General features: G+C 52.4%; 14 protein-coding genes. 4 read left to right on the top strand and 10 right to left on the bottom strand.

The features are described from left to right. Positions 1-16 precede the first annotated feature (16 nt). From rpsB to pdxH, 8 genes are all read right to left on the bottom strand, one after another. Positions 17-865: a 30S ribosomal protein S2 gene (rpsB, locus tag H6585_00575; GenBank protein MCB9446820.1), complete on the bottom strand. Its 849-nt coding sequence runs from the start codon at positions 863-865 to the stop codon at positions 17-19. A 19-nt stretch (positions 866-884) separates the two neighbouring features. Continuing rightward, positions 885-1,271 carry a 30S ribosomal protein S9 gene (gene rpsI / locus H6585_00570; GenBank protein MCB9446819.1) on the bottom strand — a complete coding sequence of 129 codons (387 nt, stop codon included), beginning with the start codon at positions 1,269-1,271 and terminating at the stop codon, positions 885-887. Between the two features lie 2 nt (positions 1,272-1,273). After that, a complete protein-coding gene (rplM, locus tag H6585_00565; protein ID MCB9446818.1) occupies positions 1,274-1,729 on the bottom strand; it encodes a 50S ribosomal protein L13 in 456 nt (151 codons plus the stop codon). A gap of 112 nt (positions 1,730-1,841) precedes the next feature. Next, complete coding sequence (kbl, locus tag H6585_00560; GenBank protein ID MCB9446817.1) at positions 1,842-3,035, bottom strand: glycine C-acetyltransferase; 1,194 nt, start codon at positions 3,033-3,035, stop codon at positions 1,842-1,844. Between the two features lie 101 nt (positions 3,036-3,136). After that, positions 3,137-4,507: an NADP-specific glutamate dehydrogenase gene (gdhA, locus tag H6585_00555; GenBank protein MCB9446816.1), complete on the bottom strand. Its 1,371-nt coding sequence runs from the start codon at positions 4,505-4,507 to the stop codon at positions 3,137-3,139. Between the two features lie 110 nt (positions 4,508-4,617). Beyond that, complete coding sequence (locus H6585_00550; GenBank protein ID MCB9446815.1) at positions 4,618-5,376, bottom strand: pirin family protein; 759 nt, start codon at positions 5,374-5,376, stop codon at positions 4,618-4,620. Between the two features lie 91 nt (positions 5,377-5,467). Beyond that, on the bottom strand, positions 5,468-6,289 hold the full coding sequence (locus tag H6585_00545; GenBank protein MCB9446814.1) for a hypothetical protein: 822 nt from the start codon (positions 6,287-6,289) through the stop codon (positions 5,468-5,470). 62 nt (positions 6,290-6,351) lie between these two features. Then, the gene (gene pdxH / locus H6585_00540) at positions 6,352-6,936 is read right to left on the bottom strand and encodes a pyridoxamine 5'-phosphate oxidase (protein MCB9446813.1); all 585 of its coding nucleotides are present in this window, start codon (positions 6,934-6,936) and stop codon (positions 6,352-6,354) included. A 125-nt stretch (positions 6,937-7,061) separates the two neighbouring features. Here pdxH and H6585_00535 point away from each other — a divergent pair, with 125 nt between their 5' ends. Next, on the top strand, positions 7,062-7,796 hold the full coding sequence (locus tag H6585_00535) for a hemerythrin domain-containing protein (protein ID MCB9446812.1): 735 nt from the start codon (positions 7,062-7,064) through the stop codon (positions 7,794-7,796). Here the strand turns inward: H6585_00535 and H6585_00530 are convergent. Further along, entirely contained in the window at positions 7,790-9,523 is a 1,734-nt protein-coding gene (locus H6585_00530) for a DEAD/DEAH box helicase (GenBank protein ID MCB9446811.1), read from the bottom strand. The two genes, H6585_00535 and H6585_00530, sit on opposite strands and share 7 nt — an antisense overlap. 180 nt (positions 9,524-9,703) lie before the next feature. On the opposite strand from H6585_00530, the gene H6585_00525 reads away from it, so the two are divergent. Next, positions 9,704-12,676 carry a sulfatase-like hydrolase/transferase gene (locus tag H6585_00525; GenBank protein MCB9446810.1) on the top strand — a complete coding sequence of 991 codons (2,973 nt, stop codon included), beginning with the start codon at positions 9,704-9,706 and terminating at the stop codon, positions 12,674-12,676. A 2-nt stretch (positions 12,677-12,678) separates the two neighbouring features. On the opposite strand, the gene H6585_00520 is transcribed toward H6585_00525, so the two are convergent. Then, the gene (locus H6585_00520) at positions 12,679-13,242 is read right to left on the bottom strand and encodes a GNAT family N-acetyltransferase (GenBank protein ID MCB9446809.1); all 564 of its coding nucleotides are present in this window, start codon (positions 13,240-13,242) and stop codon (positions 12,679-12,681) included. 455 nt (positions 13,243-13,697) lie between these two features. On the opposite strand from H6585_00520, the gene H6585_00515 reads away from it, so the two are divergent. Together H6585_00515 and H6585_00510 are read left to right on the top strand one after the other, a co-directional pair. Next, on the top strand, positions 13,698-16,367 hold the full coding sequence (locus H6585_00515) for an adenosylcobalamin-dependent ribonucleoside-diphosphate reductase (GenBank protein MCB9446808.1): 2,670 nt from the start codon (positions 13,698-13,700) through the stop codon (positions 16,365-16,367). Positions 16,368-16,519: 152 nt separating this feature from the next. After that, the gene (locus H6585_00510; GenBank protein ID MCB9446807.1) at positions 16,520-18,277 is read left to right on the top strand and encodes a S8 family serine peptidase; all 1,758 of its coding nucleotides are present in this window, start codon (positions 16,520-16,522) and stop codon (positions 18,275-18,277) included. Positions 18,278-18,284: the final 7 nt, after the last annotated feature.

Below are 18,284 nucleotides of genomic sequence, written 5' to 3'. Positions count from 1 at the left end.
TTGTGGGGTACTGAAATTATTCTTCGCCTTCTACCTTAGCCACATCACCAGCGGCTTTCGGCTCTGCGTCTTTTTCTTCTTTTTCGGCTTTGGGAGCTGCTTTCTTAGCGATCTTGCCTTTTCCCTTATCGGCACCGGTTTCTTTCTCTGCAACCACAGCTTCCTTTTCCTTGTCTTTCTTACGCTCTGCAAGACCTTCCTTGATCGACTCAACCACGGATTCGACAATCAGGGTGATGGATTTGGCGGCGTCATCGTTTGCGGGGATCGGGAAATCCACTTCGGTCGGATCCGAGTTGGTATCCACGATAGCGAACGTAGGGATGTTCAGCTTTTTGGCTTCCTGCACTGCAATGTGCTCGCGCATGATATCCACCACGAACAAGGCGGCGGGCAGGCGGGTCAGGTCGGAAATGCTACCGAGTTCCTTCGTCAGCTTTTCTTTCTGGCGCTCCAGTTGAAGGCGCTCTCTCTTGGAAATGTTATCGTATGTTCCGTCGGTCTTCATCCGCTCGATGGAAGTAAGCTTGCGGATGGACTTGCGGATGGTGGCGAAGTTGGTAAGCATACCACCGGGCCAGCGTTCGGTCACGTAAGGCATGTTCACTTCTTTCACCAGGTCTGCAACGGCGGATTTGGCTTGCTTCTTGGTTGCAACGAACAGGATTTTCTTGCCGGATTTGGCCATTTGTTTCAGGGCCGACTTGGCAACTTCCGTCTTTGCGATGGTCTTGTTCAGGTCGATAATGTGGATGCCGTTCTTTTCCATAAAGATGAACGGTGCCATCTTTGGGTTCCACTTGCGTTTCAGGTGACCGAAGTGTGCGCCTGCATCCAGAAGTTCCTGTTGGGTCAGTTTTGACATAGGAATGGTGGGGGTTTTCTTAACGTTTGCTGAACTGGAATCTCTTTCTTGCCTTCCTTCTTCCGAATTTCTTTCTCTCAACCATGCGAGAATCGCGGGTCAACAAACCCTCGGGCTTCAATTTGGCTCTGAATTCGGGATTCACTTCACAAAGGGCCTTGCTGATGGCCAGACGGATCGCTTCCGCCTGTCCTTTGATACCACCGCCCTTTACATTCACAACCACATCGTACTTTCCTTTGCTTTCGGTCAGTTCGAAGGGTTGATTGATTTTTTGCACAAGCTCGGGAACGGTGAAGTATTCGTTTCCGTCCCTTTTATTGATGTAAAACACGCCTTCGCCTTCGCTCAGATAGAGCCTGGCGACGGAGGTTTTTCTTCTTCCAATGGTGTTGATGGTATCCATATTTATTTGATTGAGCTCAGGGCCAGTGGTTGTGGGTTTTGTCCAGCATGCTGATGTTCGGAACCGGCATATACGTGCAGGTTGCCGATGATGTGGTTACCCAGTTTGTTCTTAGGAAGCATTCCCCTTACGGCTTTTTCAATGACCATGGTAGGTTTATGATCCAGCATGTCTGCCACCTTGGTGATTTTCTGACCGCCGGGATAGCCGGAGTGACGGATGTACTCCTTGTCCTCCATTTTCTTACCGGTCAGTTTTACTTTTTCTGCATTGATCACAATCACATGATCACCGCAGTCCACGTGAGGGGTGAATCCGGTTTTGTGTTTCCCGCGCAAAACGAAAGCTACTTTGGAAGAAAGTCTTCCCAGCACCTCGTTTTCGGCATCAATCACAAACCACTCTTTCTTGACCGTTGCTTTGTTCAGCGAAACGGTTTTGTTGCTTATAGTATTCACTATTGCTAGGTTTCAGGTACTCTTTGTCTGTACTATGTCCACAAAATGGGCTGCGAAGATAATTCCTTTTTTTTAATGCTACAAGAGAACGCGCAACAAAATCCTTTAGATTTCACCTTGCGAGAACCCCGATTTCCTCTCCCACCTTCCTAAAGGCCTGAATCGCCTGATCCAGATGATGCGTTTCGTGTGCCGCCGATATCTGCACCCGGATGCGGGCCTGTTCTTTGGGTACCACCGGGTAAAAGAAACCGATCACATAGATTCCTTCGGCCAGCAGCCTTTCTGCAAACAGCTGGGCCACCTTGGCGTCATACAGCATAATGGGAACGATGGGATGAATGCCTTCCTTGATATCAAAACCGGCGTCTTTCATTCCTGCGCGGAAATAAGCGGTATTATCCATCAGTTTGTCTCTTAATGCCGTGGTTTCGCTGAGCAGGTCCATCACCCTGGACGCGGCACCCGCAATGGAAGGGGCCAGGGAGTTTGAGAAAAGGTAAGGGCGGGAACGTTGACGCAGCAGTTCCACAATTTCCTTCCGGCCGGACGTGAATCCGCCCATCGCACCGCCGAGGGCTTTACCCAAAGTGCTTGTGATGATATCTACCCGCCCCATCACACCGCAATGTTCATGGGTTCCCCGTCCGGTTTTTCCCACAAATCCGGTGGCATGGCTGTCATCCACCATCACCAACGCATCATACTTTTCTGCCAGATCGCAAACCTGATCCAGTTTGGCAATGTACCCATCCATCGAGAACACCCCGTCGGTCACGATCATCCGGAAGCGCTGTTCCTGGGCTGCTTTCAGTTTCTCCTCCAGATCGGCCATGTCATTGTTCTTGTACCGGTACCGTTGTGCTTTGCACAGTCTTACGCCATCAATGATGGATGCGTGGTTGAGTTCATCTGAAATCAGTGCGTCCTCAGGCCCCAGCAAGGGTTCGAACACACCGCCGTTGGCATCGAAACACGCAGCATACAGAATGGTATCCTCGGTACCCAGGAATTTGGATACCTTTTCTTCCAGTTCCTTATGTACGTCTTGTGTACCGCATATGAACCGAACCGAAGACATACCATATCCGCGTTTATCCAGTGTATGATGCGACGCCTGAATCACATCCGGGTGTGACGAGAGGCCCAGGTAGTTGTTTGCACAGAAGTTGATCACCGAGCGTCCGTCGGAGGTTTTGATTTCCGCCCCCTGGGGTGTGGCGATGATTCTTTCCTTTTTATACAGGCCTGCCTTTTCAATGGAAGCCAGTTCATCTTTCAGAAACTGCTGAAACTTACCGTACATAAGCAATGGGTTATTCGATGAGACAATACGGGGTAAAAAAAGAGCGGTGGCTACACAACCACCGCTCAAAAGTAAGCAATTTATCAGGCGATAAAACCTCTCTATACCAGGCCCTGATCGATCATGGAGTCGGCCACCTTTACGAAACCGGCGATGTTGGCGCCCTTGACGTAGTTGATGTATCCGCCGTCCTTTCCGTACTTCACGCACATTTCATGGATGCTCACCATGATGGCTTTCAGCCGGCTGTCCACTTCTTCACGTGTCCAGGAAAGACGCAGTGAGTTCTGGCTCATTTCGAGTCCGGATGTGGCCACACCACCGGCATTGGCCGCCTTACCCGGACCGAACATGATCTTGTTCTTCAGGAAAACATTCACCGCTTCAGGTGTGGAGGGCATGTTGGCGCCTTCGGCCACCGCTTTGCATCCCTGGTCTACCAGCTTCTGCGCTTCTTCACCGTTGAGTTCGTTCTGGGTGGCACAAGGCAGGGCAATGTCGCACTTCACTTCCCACGGGCGTTTGCCGGCTATGAAGTCGGCGCCGAACTTGTCGGCGTATTCGCGGATACGGCCCCTGCGCACATTTTTCAGGTCCATGATCCACGCCAGTTTTTCGCGATCGATGCCTTTTTTGTCGTAGATATATCCTTCGGAGTCGGACATGGTCAGCACCTTTCCTCCCAGATCCAGTACTTTCTCAACAGCGAACTGGGCCACGTTGCCCGAACCGGAAACCACCACGTTTTTTTCCTTGATGAGCTCACCGTGCACCTGCAGCATCTGCTCGGCAAAATACACACATCCGTAGCCGGTTGCTTCAGGGCGGATGAGACTTCCACCCCAGTTGGGCGACTTACCGGTGAGTACACCTGTAAACTCATTGCGAATGCGCTTGTACTGACCGAACAGGTAACCGATCTCGCGACCACCCACCCCGATATCACCGGCTGGAACGTCTGTATTGGCACCTATATGACGGGACAACTCGGTCATAAAGCTCTGGCAGAAGGCCATCACTTCATTGTCGCTTTTTCCCTTGGGATCGAAATCCGAACCACCTTTACCTCCGCCCATGGGGAGGGTGGTCAGGCTGTTCTTGAATACTTGTTCGAATGCGAGGAACTTCAGGATGCTGAGGTTCACGGAAGGATGGAAACGCAATCCGCCTTTATAAGGTCCGATGGCGCTGTTCATTTCAATGCGGAAGCCACGGTTGACATGGAACTGTCCTTTGTCGTCTTTCCAGGGCACGCGGAACATGATCACGCGCTCGGGTTCACAGATCCTTTCCAGGATCTTGGCATCCTTATACCTGGGATTTTCTTCCATATAAGGAATAACGGCCTCGGCCACTTCATGTACGGCTTGCAGAAATTCAGGCTCGTGACCGTTGCGGGCACGCACCTTTTCCATGAATTCCTCGACCAGGGCTTCATGGCCTTTTTTTACATCTTTGGTTGCGGTTTCCATACCTGTGATGTTGATTTTGATGGATGTTAAGGTTTGATTACGGATCAAATATAGAACTAATACAATCCGGTGTGGTAAAAATTCACACACGGAAATAGGGAATCTCTCACCTATTGCGCACTAGCCACCAATTCCTTATAGAGCTTGTATTCTACCTGTGGAGGAAACCGTAACACGAATATCCGGCACGGAGCATCGGTTTCCACTGATACGGAAGGCTGGTCACCGGCCAAGATAAAGTCACCTTCATTGCAAACCTGGCCATCGGCTTTCATGGTACCGGCCAACAAGAAAATACCGGCCGCCTGGCCGTTCAGTTCCAACCGGGTTTGCCATCCGGCGGGCGCGAGTATCTCTTCCATGGAAACACCTGGTGTCTTCATATCCATGGGCGCATCAGGTCCGCATACCCTCGTGTGGGTAGCACCGTCCTGGTTGGTTACCGGGAATGATGTTTTGGGATAATCGTTATAGGATGCCGGCCTTGAGATGGAAGCTTCGAGCCCGGGATCAAACCAGATCTGGAAGATTGCGGATCCGGGCAACAATTTCTCGGCATGGGTGATTCCATTCCCTGCACGGATGATCTGCGCGTCACCGGCATACAATGATTTCCATCCTTTCAGCTGGCTGTCGTAATGCTGGATCTCTCCTTCCAGCACATACGATACAATTTCAAAACCCCGATGGGGATGTTCACCGATCAAACCACCTTCAGGACTCCAGGCATGCGCCCAGTAGAATAGCACTGAAACGGGCTTCATTCGACCACCATCCTGCGGGAATCCGATAGGTTTGTTCTCCAGGATACGGCCTCCGTCAAAGGCACCTTTGGCCTGATCCTCTTTTGAATATATGGTTACCGCCATGATTTTTTTTCAATGTTAGTCATTTCCCGGCAAAGAGAAACAAAAAGCCCCGCCAATGGCGGGGCGATGAACCGGGGAGAAGAAATCCTGTTTATCTCAATACGATGTTGTAGACTTTGCCGCGATACTCAACAGTGGCCTGGTTGTCACAATTGCCATTGCCATAATCTGCCGTGATGGGATCGTTTCCTTCGGGTGTGAGTTCGAAGCTTCCGCTGGTGATCCAACGGCAATCGAGTTCCACGTGGAGCGGCTTGAGGATGCTTGCGCTGTAATTCTTGCCATTTGCACCCGTACCGCTGGCTGTGCCCGAGATCATATACTCATCATCCAACCAGTTAATGAGTGTGCTTTCACCGGCCACCCATTCGCGCTCGCGATCAGACTTCCATGTGGCGGTTTTTCCGTCGGGCGATGTCACGGTTCCATCAACACTGATGGCATAATAAAGGTTGTTGGATGCATTGCGGCCCATGTTGGTGACCGACTTGGTACCATCCACTTTGTAATCGTCTACATAATATCCGTCGGTGGTGATGGTATGCACCGAACCCTGTTCGCGGTACCTGCCGGAATAGCTCACAAGTATTTTACCGCGGCGTTTGCGACCGTCGTTGCAGGTGCAATTGGTGGTACCGAAATCAATGGTCAGCACATGCGGGGTAACTGTGGTATCATGGGTGATGGTGGCACAGGTGCCCATGATGGTTTGATCAATGCCGTTTTTGAAACTGATCAGGTTGCCGTCGGCTGCCTGGTCGGAAATGCTTTCCATGTCGCTGTACATGCGCTCGGCCAGGGCATTGTCATTGGCGGAAGAATAATCGTTGTCCTTTTCCTTTTGGCACGAGACCATGGTCAAACTCACCAAAGCAAAGGGAAGGAGGTTACGGAGGAGATGCGTTTTTTTCATTGGTTTGCTTTTTGGGATTTATTCCTGCACCTCCCCCAAACGCAAACTCTGTGCCAAAGGTTTTAGGGAGAGAGCCGCTCCATTTTCCAAACCCCTTGATCCATGCGGTATTCAAAGCGGTCGTGTAACCGAAAGGGGCGGTCGTGCCAGAACTCCATCCGGTCGGGGTGCAACCTGAAACCACCCCAATGAGGCGGACGCTCCACCGGTTTGTTGGCAAAACGGGCGGCAACCGAGGCCACTTTGCGCAACAGGGTGAACCTGGATTTGATCGGCCGGCTTTGTGCGGAGGCCCATGCACCCAGCTGGCTCTGGCGTGGCCGGGTAGCGAAGTAGTCGTCCGATTCTTCGGAACTCACCCTTTCAACCGGACCTTCTATGCGTACCTGCCTGCCCAATTCCTTCCAGTAAAACAACAGGAAAGCCTGGGGATTGGTGATCATCTCCATTGCCTTTCTGCTTTCGTAATTGGTGAAGAAAACGAACCCATCCGCATCGAATCCCTTCATCAGCACCATCCTTGCCGACGGCCGACCGGAGGGATCGGCCGTACAAAGACAAACGGCCTCCGGCATTGATTTCACACTGGCTTCAGCATCGCGGTACCACGACGCGAACTGTTTGATCGGATCAGCATCCATACGCATTCGGTTTGTACAAAAGTATAAACGTCCATGGGATATGGAAAGCCATCCGGCCACCTTTTCCATCATGCCCGGATTTTTGTAACTTTCACCCAACGTAGAAAGGCCAACCTCTTATAACCAAACAGATGCAAGCCATAGCACGAGACGAGCGAATCAAGGACCTGGTGCAAAAACACGAGTTCCTGCGCGACGTACTGAGCCGGTTCAATATCGACCAGGGTTTGTATGGCCTTTCCATTGTGGATGCGTGCAACGTGGTGGGTTTGAACGCCGACTTCCTGCTTACCGTACTCAGTGCCTATGGCAACCTCAATGCATTTCCGGAGAAAGAACTGCGGACCTTCCCGGTGACCACCATGCTCGACTTCCTCCAGAAAACACACCAGTACTACCGGTACAGGCGCATACCTGAAGGTGAGAAATACATCTTCGACATGATTCGTGAATCCATGAATCCCGACTCAAGACTGGACGAAGTCAACCGCAGGTTCACAGAAGTAAAAGACGAGATACTCGAGCACATCGAAGAAGAGGAAGCATCCCTGTTCCCCTACATCCTCTACCTATATAATATAGGGTACAACGAATACAACCTGGTGGAGCTTTACGAACTGATGGAAAAGAACACCATCTCCACGTTCGCCGCCGAACACGATGACATAGAAAGGCAACTGGGAGATGTGTTACAGATCCTCAAGAACTGTGACGACAAGGTTCACTCACTCCCATCCTACGCCAAAACCGTCCGTCACCTGGAAGGATTGATCAAGGATCTCACCATTCACAAATGGGTGGAGGAAAGGGTGCTGACACCTGCCGCCATGGAAATCGAAGCGAACATCCGGAAAGAGATTTACTGACCTTTCCTGTGCACTTTCTTTTTCATGTCTTTGCGCTTGCCCGCTTTTTTGCCTCCCCCTTTTGACGAACGCTTACCGGAAGATTCATGCAAATCAGGTGGAACAAAATCTGCCGCCAGTTCTTCCAGCCGGAGAGGCACTCCCTGGAACCGCACCTTTCTGAATGCTGCTTCCGCTTCATCCTTATGGGTCTTGTCCAGTTCAAAGAAAACATGGCTTTTCTTGATGGAGATGCGACCGATCTCCACGTTCTTGGTGGGCATGTGTTGATTCAGAAGTGCAAACAACCGTGCCGGGTTCAACTTGTTTTTGCTACCCAGGTTGAGATAGAACCAAGAAAAATCGAAACGCCCCTGCTTCTTCTTGCGGTCTTCGCGTGACACTTCTCTTTCATTCCCCACTTCGTGCAGCTTATCGGGCACATCCTTGTAATAGGAAAGGAAACGACTGAACTCCACCCAAACAAATCGCTTGATGAGTTCTTCCCTGCTCATCCATTCCCACTTGGATGCAATGGCGGGAAGGAAGTCGGCAATCTGTTCTTCGTTCACTTCCACCTTCTCCATCTTGTCGAGCACATTGTAGAGTTGCTTTTCACATATCTCTCTTGCACTCGGCACCTGCAATTGCTGCATGGGTTTACCGATCAGTTTTGTAAGATGTTTGATCCGGCCTTTCTCACGCACATGGATGATGGACAGGGCCCATCCGCGTTTTCCTCCCCTGCCGGTACGGCCGCTCCGGTGAATGTACACGGCATCGTCGTCGGGCAAGTTGTAGTTGATCACATGCGTGAGGTCGGTCACATCCAATCCGCGCGCAGCCACATCCGTGGCAACGAGCAACTGAAGCTGACGTTGACGGAACCGGTCCATCACATGGTCACGCTGCGCCTGACTGAGGTCACCGTGCAATGCATCCGCGTTGTAGCCTTCCTGGCTGAGTTTGGATGCGATGTCTTTGGTTTCGCTTCGGGTACGGCAAAAGATGATGGCGTAAATCTTCGGGTGCATATCTGCGATCCGCTTCAAAGCCAGGTAGCGGTCGCGGCCACCCACGAGGTAATAACCGTGACTCACATTTTCGGTGCTGATGTGTTCCTTGCTCACGTTCAGCTCAACGGCACCTTCCATGTACTTGCCGGCCAGCATGCGAATGTCTTTGGGCATGGTGGCCGAGAACAGCAGCGATTGGCGTTGCGGTGGCGCGGTTGCAAGGATGGCATCCAGGTCATCCTTGAATCCCATGGACAACATTTCATCGGCTTCATCCAATACCAGCCACTTGAGATTGGAAAGCTTCAGCACTTTCCGTTTGATGAGATCAAGTGTACGACCGGGTGTTCCCACCACCACCTGCGGACTTTTTTTCAGGGACCTGATCTGCACTTCCATGCTGGCACCACCGTACACGGCAGTCACATGAAACCCTTTCAGATGTTTCCCGAACGATTCCAGGTCACGGGTGATCTGCAGGCAAAGTTCACGGGTGGGACACAGCACGAGGGCCTGTACATCGCGGTCACCGGTGTTGATGTTTTGCAATACGGGCAAGCCGAAGCCAGCTGTTTTCCCTGTACCGGTTTGCGCAATGGCAATCAAGTCTTCTTCGCGGGTAAGCAGATGCGGAATGGTTTTTTGCTGGATGGGCGTGGGTTCAACAAAACCCAGGTCGGTAATGGCGGCAAGGATTTCCTCGCGCAGACCCATTTCGTCAAATCGGATCATCTTCTAAGCGGACTTTTGCTTTGTATGGCCGGGTGATCAACCGTGACCAACCCTGGCCGACCGCGTAGAAAACCCTCTCCCTTCAAAAGTTTTGCAAAGGAACGGCTTTTTTGTCGATTTATAAGTATGCTGCAACGATCCGGTCAAAAAGCTACTTTTGGACGGACAAGGAATCGGGACATGAAAACCTTCCATATCGTCTTCCAAATGATGATTGCCACCGGTTGCATGGCACTCATCGCCTCCTTTCTGCCGAAACGCTGGAAATGGTGCATCGCCGCGCCAGGTGCGGTTTTCCTTACGGCACAATGGGCGGCCCTTTACATGGAAGGTTCCTTTATCAACGAATGTTTCTGGGTACACCTTGATCTTTCGAACATCCGCATGACAGCGTCCTTCTTTTTTATGGAATGGATCGTTGCACTTCTTCTGGTGGCATTGCAAAGCATCTTATTATACAACCTGGCCAACAGGATCAGGCTGGGAACACCCATCCGGCTCACATGCATCGCCAGCCTGGTCGGCCTCAGCCTGAGTCACAATGGCATGGCCATGCAACTGACCGAACTCCCGGGAACACCGCCGGACCACGACATCCCTTTTGATGAAGCGCTTCGGAATGCAGGCCTGAATCCCGCCACTTTTGTGATGCCGAAAGACGTCAAAGCGGAAGCCGGGCAGAATGTAATCGTGATCTCACTGGAATCTTTCGAAGCCGGATTTCTCTCCGAAAAACTCGCGCACCTCACACCGAACCTGAGAAAGCTGGCAACCGACATGACCTATTATCACATGACGGAGAACGACGGCAGCAACTGGACGGCAGGCGCCATCTATACCATGGTGTACGGGCTCCCCTCCTTCTTCTACCATGGGGGCAACGAACTCTTTCAAAAAACCAGCGACATCCGGCTGACCGGATTGGGGCACGTGTTGCACAAAGCGGGATACGATGTAAAGTACATGATGGGACATAAAGAATTCGCCGGGATGGATGACCTGCTGACCGCGTCCGGATTCAAGGTGCTTTCGGAAAAAGACAGTCCGCATGCTTACCCGGCATGTGACTGGGGACTGCACGACAAAGACCTGTTCGACTGGGCCGGGGCGGAGATCAAATCACACCGCGGAAACAAGCAACCCTTTGCACTGTTCCTGTCGACCATCTCCACCCACCCTCCGGACGGCGTATATGATTCCCGCATCGAAAGCAGAATTGCACCCCAGCGGAGCCGGCTTGAAACCATGGCAGCCGCCACCGACGCATGGATCGGAGACCTGGTGGACACCCTCGCCAGGTACCACATGCTGGACAACACCACCCTATTCATCCTGCCCGATCACATCATGATGGGGTATACCGCCCGTGTGGTGCAGGATTTCCCGGAACCCAGGGAACTGTTCCTGATCACCAACGCAGACACAAACCTGTTACCCGTTAAACCTTCCGGGGTGCTGAGCAAACTGGACCTGCCGCGCATGATCCTGGCCGGTGCAGGCATTCACCACAATGCACGGTTCCTGAAAGATGATACTCAACAGGCAGATATCAACGCATGGATCGCCGGACACAAAGAAGCGATCCGTGACCTGAACGAAACCTCACTTACGGTATCGGGGTTTGCCAAGGGCATTGACATTGAACCGGGAAGCAACGGAGGCCTGCACATATGGTCGGAAAATGCGGATGCGGTCATCCTGAATCCAGGCAACAAAGACACCACCTTCAGCATCCGGCTCGACAACTGTTTCCGTCTTGTCTCAGCCACTCCCATGCATGCCCGGGATGCGTGGAAGCAATCCACCGACAACTGGCAGATCATCGTACAGAACAAACAGGGCATGTTGCATGCAACCCTTCGCAGGGGCACCCATGTTTGCCTGAATCAACTCAACCATAAGATCCGTTTCAGCGAAGACCAACTGCTTACCCTGCAAAAGTATTTCTATGCGGCAGGGCCCTTTCAGGGCGACACACTACAACAACCCCAACCTTGGGAAGACGTCATCTTTCTTGCTGCCGCAAAAAAGCCCTACCGACCATCCACCCTCCCGTCACAAATCTGTCTTGGCAACACCTCTTACCGGTTGAATAACGGCATCAACATGTTGGTGCAAAAACCGGATGGGTTCACCGTTCGGCATTTCCAGGCGAACGATGCGGAAGCTTTAATAAGGTTGACCGAACAGGAACTTGCAGCAGGGCGGTTCTTCGCGCTCGCGGGCGACAGCACATGGGCACATACGGAAACAGGCGATTCTCTGCTAAGAAAGAACGGGTTGCCCAAACTGGCCGGATGGAAAAGCAACACATGTTATCTTGCCTTCGGGTACGGAGGCCTGATCAGCGAGTACACGGATACGGCGCAGCTGGCATTTGTATTTCCGCGTTACATTCACATGCAACAAACGAAACAGGAGATCATGAACAAGGCTTCTGACAAAGAAAGGTTCATCGCTCATGCCGGCGGCATGATTGACGGTCACAGGTATACCAATTCGCTGGAAGCGCTTGACAAAAGTTATGGGGCGGGTTTCCGCCTTTTCGAGCTCGACATCCGGCAAACCTCAGACGGTGTGTTTGTGGCGGCGCACGATTGGGGTGGTTGGAGAAAGATCACGGGATACAAAGGCGACCTTCCTCCGGACCATGCCACTTTCATGTCCTTTCCCATCTACGGCCAATACCATCCCCTGGACATGCAGGCCATCAACGCATGGTTCCGGCAGCACCCGGATGCCGTGCTGGTGACCGACAAGGTCAATGACCCCGTTGCATTCGCCGCACAATTCACAGACCGCAAAAGGCTGATGATGGAACTCTTCTCCGTAGACGCGGTGAAGCAAGGCATACATACGGGCATACGTGCGGTACTTGTAACGGAGGAGGTACTGTACGCCCTGCCCGGAGATCACATCACCGCGTTGAAAAACCTGCACGCCACCCATGTGGCGGTATCAAGGATAACGGCTGCCGCGGATCCGGATTTGTTCCGTGCCCTGCAACAGGCAGGCATCAAAACCTATGTATACCACCTGAACCAGATCCCGGGCAAAGACGAAGGATATGTGGTGCGGCACGAACTCGATAACGTATATGGGATGTATGCAGACGAATGGACATTCCCGGATGCAGACACAAACATTCCGTAATCCTATGCTTTCCGTTTCAGGTACTCATCCCTGAGCATGCCATAATAGATGGTATCCCTCCGGCGGCCATGTGTCATCAGCATGTGGCTTCTCAGAATCCCTTCTTCAACCGCACCGATCCTCAACAGGGCATTCCGTGAATGCGGATTCAGCACGTCGGTTTTCCACTCCACCCGCTGCATGTTCCAGGTGTTGAACGCATGGTCGAGCATGAGGATTTTCATGCGGTCGTTCACCCCTTTCCCCTGGGCGGGTTTTCCGAGCCACGTCCAGCCGATCTCCACCCTTTGATCACGTGTGGAGATGTTACCGAAAGAGGTTGAGCCGAGCACCTGGCCGGTGGTAGCATCCACAACGGTGAACGGAATCCGGGTGCCTGCCTGTTGTGCCGACATGGCGTCCTGCACCCACCGATCAAGCACATCGCGTATGGACAGGTCGGCGGTGAACCAGGTCCACATACCGGCTACCTGCGTGAGTGGCCAGAACAGGTCGGCATCGCCGGATTGCATGGGGCGAAGTACGATCCTGTCGTCTTGTAAAGTTATATAGGTATCCTGCTGCATGCGGCAACAAAGATACGGGAGATCGGGGCAGGAAATGGACGTTGTATTTTCAGTAAGGAATTTTTCGTAAACCGACAATAGAAAACTGCTATGTTGAAAAATCATCAACGCAAAATCAAGCTTTCTTGAATTTTTCCGATTCCGTTTTTGAGGCTGGACGTGCCCTGAGACGACCATAATTTTTTTCACACCCAGTTTGTTTATAAAAATCAAAAGGCATCGTCGGAGCTTGTCGAGTATTTTTGATTTTTGTAAAGCTGAGATTATCCAAGGAAAATTCCTGTACATGTGTTGATGTGATGTCAGGAATTGCCGTTACCGTATCTAACCGGTCTTTGTTACACTGAATTGAAACTTGATTTTGACAAAAATTGAGGATGGAATACTCCCCTCTTTTTGTTCCGAAATCCCGAAATTGCATATAAGCCTATACACCCGAAAAACCGTTCCGAATTATGCCCGAAATCAAAGATCCCAGCCAGACCCTGACCCTCGATTTGCACCTGGAATCTGCAACCGCCGAGAGCCCGGTTGCGAAACAGCCAGAACAAGAAGTGAAAAAAGAAAACAAACCCACCCGGACATTGGCAGGTCCTTACTCTTACGAGGAGGCGCTTGCCAAAACCATCGCCTATTTCAGGGGCGATGAACTGGCAGCCAATGTATGGATCAACAAGTATGCCCTGAAAGATTCGGCGGGCAATATCTTCGAAGCCACCCCGGACGACATGCACCGCAGGATGGCCTCCGAGATCGCCAGGGTGGAAGCCAAATATCCCAAGCCGTTTAAGGAAGAAGAGATCTTCGAAGTATTACAGAACTTCAAATACATCATTCCCCAGGGTGGGCCGATGACAGGTATCGGGAATGATTTCCAGATCGCTTCTCTGTCCAATTGTTTCGTGATCGGGCACGGCAACAATGCGGATTCGTATGGCGGCATTCTCATGATCGACCAGGAGCAGGTTCAGCTGATGAAGCGACGCGGAGGTGTGGGTCACGACCTTTCTCATATTCGTCCGAAGGGAAGTCCAGTAATGAACAGCGCCCTTTCTTCCACCGGTATCGTTCCTTTCATGGAGCGTTATTCCAACTCCACCCGTGAGGTGGCCCAGGATGGCCGTCGTGGTGCGCTCATGCTGAGCATTTCCATCAAACACCCGGACGCCGAGAACTTCATCGACGCCAAGATGGACGGCACCAAAGTAACCGGCGCGAACGTATCTGTACGCATCGACGATGACTTCATGAAAGCCGCCGTATCCGGTGAGCCTTACACACAACAATATCCCATCAACGCCGACAAACCGGAGTACAAAAAAGAGATCGACGCTTCCGCGCTGTGGAAAAAGATCATCCACAATGCATGGAAATCGGCTGAGCCCGGTATTCTTTTCTGGGACACAATCGCCCGTGAATCCGTGCCCGATTGCTATGCCGACCTCGGTTTCCGTACCGTGTCCACCAACCCCTGCGGTGAAATTCCGCTTTGTCCGTACGACAGTTGCCGCCTCCTGGCCGTGAACCTTTACAGCTATGTAAAGAACCCGTTCACACAGGAAGCCGCCTTCGACTTTCCGCTGTTCCGCAAACATGTACGCATGGCGCAAAGGATGATGGATGACATCATCGACCTGGAACTTGAAAAGATCGATGCCATCATTGAGAAAATCCATAAAGATCCTGAAGAGGAAGAAATCAAACGGGTTGAATCCAACCTGTGGCAGAACATCCGCAAGAAGTGCATTGAAGGCCGTCGCACCGGCGTGGGCATCACCGCCGAAGGTGACATGCTGGCCGCCCTTAACATCACTTACGGTTCCGATGATTCCATCAAATTCGCCGAAAGGATCCACAAGACCATCGCGCTCGAAGCCTACCGTTCTTCCGTTGACATGGCCAAGGAAAGAGGCGCCTTCCCGATCTACGATCCGGTGCGTGAGGAAAAGAACCCGTTCATCAACCGCATCAAGCAAGCCGACCCGGCCCTGTATGACGACATGATCAAATACGGCCGTCGGAACATTTCCCTGCTTACCATCGCACCCACCGGCACCACCAGCCTCATGTCGCAAACCACCTCCGGTATCGAGCCGGTGTTCATGGTGGCTTACAAGCGTCGTCGCAAAGTAAACCCGAACGACAAGAACGTACGTGTGGATTTCGTGGACGAAGTGGGAGACACCTGGGAAGAGTACCACGTATTCCATCACCACTTCATCACCTGGTTCAAAGCCAACGGCTACAACGAAGAGCAGGTGAAAGCCATGAGCGATGAAGAACTGAATGCGCTTGTACAGAAGTCGCCCTATTACAAAGCCACAGCCAACGATGTCGACTGGCTGGCCAAAGTGAAACTGCAAGGCACCGTTCAGAAGTGGGTGGACCACTCGATCAGTGTGACCGTGAACGTACCCAACGAGGTGACCGAAGAGCTGGTGGCCAAGATCTACCAGACAGGATGGGAAAGCGGTTGCAAGGGCATCACCGTATACCGCGACGGTTCACGTTCAGGCGTACTGGTAACCGATGACAAAAAGAAAAAGAAGAAGGAAGGCGAAGAGGTGATCATCGCCGAGTCCAAAGCCCCCAAGCGCCCCAAGACCCTCGAAGCATCCGTTGTCCGTTTCCAGAACAACAACGAGAAATGGATGGCCGTGGTGGGATTGCTGAACGACCGCCCCTATGAGATATTCACCGGTCGCATCGAGGATGTGTTCTCCCTTCCTTCCTGGGTTGAAAAAGGATGGGTGATCAAAAGCCGCACGGAAGACGGCAACTCCCGTTACGATTTCCAGTTCCAGGACAAGGAAGGCTACAAGGTAACCATCGAAGGTCTGTCCCGATCCTTCAACCAGGAATACTGGAACTATGCAAAACTGATCTCCGGTGTGATCCGCCACGGCATGCCATTGCCGTTCGTGGTGCACATGGTATCCGGCCTCAACCTGAACGAAGAACACCTGAACACCTGGAAAAATGGTGTGGTAAGGGCATTGAAACGTTTCATCCCCGATGGTACGGCTCCCGTTGACAATGAATGTCCGGAGTGCGGTCAGGCCACCCTCGTTTACGAGGAAGGTTGCCTGAACTGTAAAAGCTGCGGGCATACCAAATGCGGATAGTCGCACCTTTTGTTCATGATCAGAAGGGGAATGTGCAACTCACATTCCCCTTTTGTTTTCAGGTACCGGTTTGCGATTCTTGGCGCCTTTTCCTATCTTGCACCATCCCCAGCCTTTGGTCATCAAACAATTTCAAACTTTAACTGTGTAAGATGAAACGTCATCTGTCTATCTGCCTGTCCATCGGTTTGTTCTTCACGCAACCGCAGGCCTTCGCAACGAATGATAACTGGACCGACAAAGTGGACCCGGTCCTGATGTCCAAAGCAGCCAACGGTGGCGCTGTTGAAATGATGGTGATCATGGCGGAACAAGCCGACTTGTCTGCTGCCCGCTACATGAACACCAAAGAAGAAAAAGGCAACTTCGTTTTCCATACCCTGCAGGATCTTTCTACCCACACCCAACCCGTTGTGTGGGAAAAACTGGAGTCACTGCACGCCCCCTATCATTCCTATTTCATCGTGAATGCCGTATGGACCAAAGGTGACATCGACGTGATCCGGGCCATGGCCGAAATGCCACAGGTGAGCCAGGTGATTGAGAATGCCCGCTACACCGTGCAGCAGCCGGTGCAGGTTGGCGTTCCTTCCTATGACGATCCGAACACCAAAACCAACGCCGTGGAATGGGCCATTTCCCTTGTGAAAGCCGACCAGGTATGGGGCATGGGCTACAAGGGCCAGGGTGCGGTTGTCGGCGGACAAGACAGCGGGTACGAATGGGACCATCCCGCCATCAAAGGCAAATACCGCGGCTGGAATGGGTCCAGCGCCGATCACAACCACAACTGGCATGATGCCATCCAAACCGGTAACGGCGGCAGCTGCGGAACCGCTTCCACCGAACCCTGTGACGACCACGGTCACGGAACCCATACCATGGGCACCATGGTGGGCGACGACGGCGCAGGTAACCAGGTAGGCATGGCACCCGATGCAGAATGGATCGGATGCAGGAACATGGACCAGGGCGCCGGTACATTCGCCACCTATGCCGAATGCTTCGAATGGTTCATCGCCCCTACCGACCTCAACGATCAGAACCCTATGCCTTCCAAGTCACCGGATGTGATCAACAACTCCTGGGGATGCCCCACGGATGAAGGCTGCAACACCAGCAACTTCGAAGCCATGCGTGTCATTGTCAGCAATGTGAAAGACGCAGGTATCGTGGTGGTGGCTTCCGCAGGCAACAGCGGGCCCAGCTGCAACACGGTTGAAGATCCTCCCGCCATGTATGACGAAAGCTTTTCGGTGGGCTCCACCACCAGCAGCGACAACATGTCGTCTTTCAGCAGCCGCGGCAACGTGACCGTTGATGGAAGCAACCGCATGAAACCCGACATCAGTGCACCCGGATCCGACATCCGCTCAAGCTATCCCGGAGGTGGCTATACTTCGATGAGCGGCACCAGCATGGCCGGTCCGCACGTAGCCGGCCTTGTGGCCCTCATGATCTCTGCCAACCCCGACCTGGCAGGTAAGGTGGACATCATCGAAGACATCATCGAAAAAACAGCTGTGAAACTTTCCGTGAATGAAACCTGCGGAGGTGTTTCCTCCAGCACAGTTCCGAACAACACGTTCGGATACGGCCGCATCAATGCACTGGACGCCATCAATGAGGTCGTCCTGACCGTCGGACAGCTCAACCCGGAATCACAGGGAAAAGCAAAGGTATTCCCCAACCCCATGCACAACAACAGCGTGGTGTATGTGCCGGTGAACGGCAGCTCCATCGCCTATGTACGCATCACAGACCTCAACGGCCAGCTGGTGCGCACAATTCCGGGCAATGGCGGGTTCAGCGTAAACCTCGGTTCATCCGGCCTTGCCGCCGGTGCATACCTGCTGGAAGCCGTCACCGAAAACAATTCCGTGTTCCGCGAAAAACTGATCGTGCAATAGCCGCTTT

This window comes from Flavobacteriales bacterium, assembly GCA_020635855.1.
In the GTDB taxonomy this organism is placed as follows: domain Bacteria; phylum Bacteroidota; class Bacteroidia; order JACJYZ01; family JACJYZ01; genus JACJYZ01.
The sequence above is the reverse complement of the archived record's forward strand: the minus strand, read 5'-3'. Positions and strand labels throughout refer to the sequence as shown.

What these genes read in the sequence shown, in the direction of transcription:
- H6585_00530 (MCB9446811.1), bottom strand. Translation starts at nt 9,523, where the DNA reads ATGATCCGATTTGACGAAATGGGTCTGCGCGAGGAAATCCTTGCCGCC.
- H6585_00550 (MCB9446815.1), bottom strand. Translation starts at nt 5,376, where the DNA reads ATGGCGGTAACCATATATTCAAAAGAGGATCAGGCCAAAGGTGCCTTT.
- pdxH (MCB9446813.1), bottom strand. Translation starts at nt 6,936, where the DNA reads ATGCGTATGGATGCTGATCCGATCAAACAGTTCGCGTCGTGGTACCGC.
- rpsI (MCB9446819.1), bottom strand. Translation starts at nt 1,271, where the DNA reads ATGGATACCATCAACACCATTGGAAGAAGAAAAACCTCCGTCGCCAGG.
- gdhA (MCB9446816.1), bottom strand. Translation starts at nt 4,507, where the DNA reads ATGGAAACCGCAACCAAAGATGTAAAAAAAGGCCATGAAGCCCTGGTC.
- H6585_00525 (MCB9446810.1), top strand. Translation starts at nt 9,704, where the DNA reads ATGAAAACCTTCCATATCGTCTTCCAAATGATGATTGCCACCGGTTGC.
- kbl (MCB9446817.1), bottom strand. Translation starts at nt 3,035, where the DNA reads ATGTACGGTAAGTTTCAGCAGTTTCTGAAAGATGAACTGGCTTCCATT.
- H6585_00535 (MCB9446812.1), top strand. Translation starts at nt 7,062, where the DNA reads ATGCAAGCCATAGCACGAGACGAGCGAATCAAGGACCTGGTGCAAAAA.
- rpsB (MCB9446820.1), bottom strand. Translation starts at nt 865, where the DNA reads ATGTCAAAACTGACCCAACAGGAACTTCTGGATGCAGGCGCACACTTC.
- H6585_00515 (MCB9446808.1), top strand. Translation starts at nt 13,698, where the DNA reads ATGCCCGAAATCAAAGATCCCAGCCAGACCCTGACCCTCGATTTGCAC.
- H6585_00545 (MCB9446814.1), bottom strand. Translation starts at nt 6,289, where the DNA reads ATGAAAAAAACGCATCTCCTCCGTAACCTCCTTCCCTTTGCTTTGGTG.
- H6585_00520 (MCB9446809.1), bottom strand. Translation starts at nt 13,242, where the DNA reads ATGCAGCAGGATACCTATATAACTTTACAAGACGACAGGATCGTACTT.
- H6585_00510 (MCB9446807.1), top strand. Translation starts at nt 16,520, where the DNA reads ATGAAACGTCATCTGTCTATCTGCCTGTCCATCGGTTTGTTCTTCACG.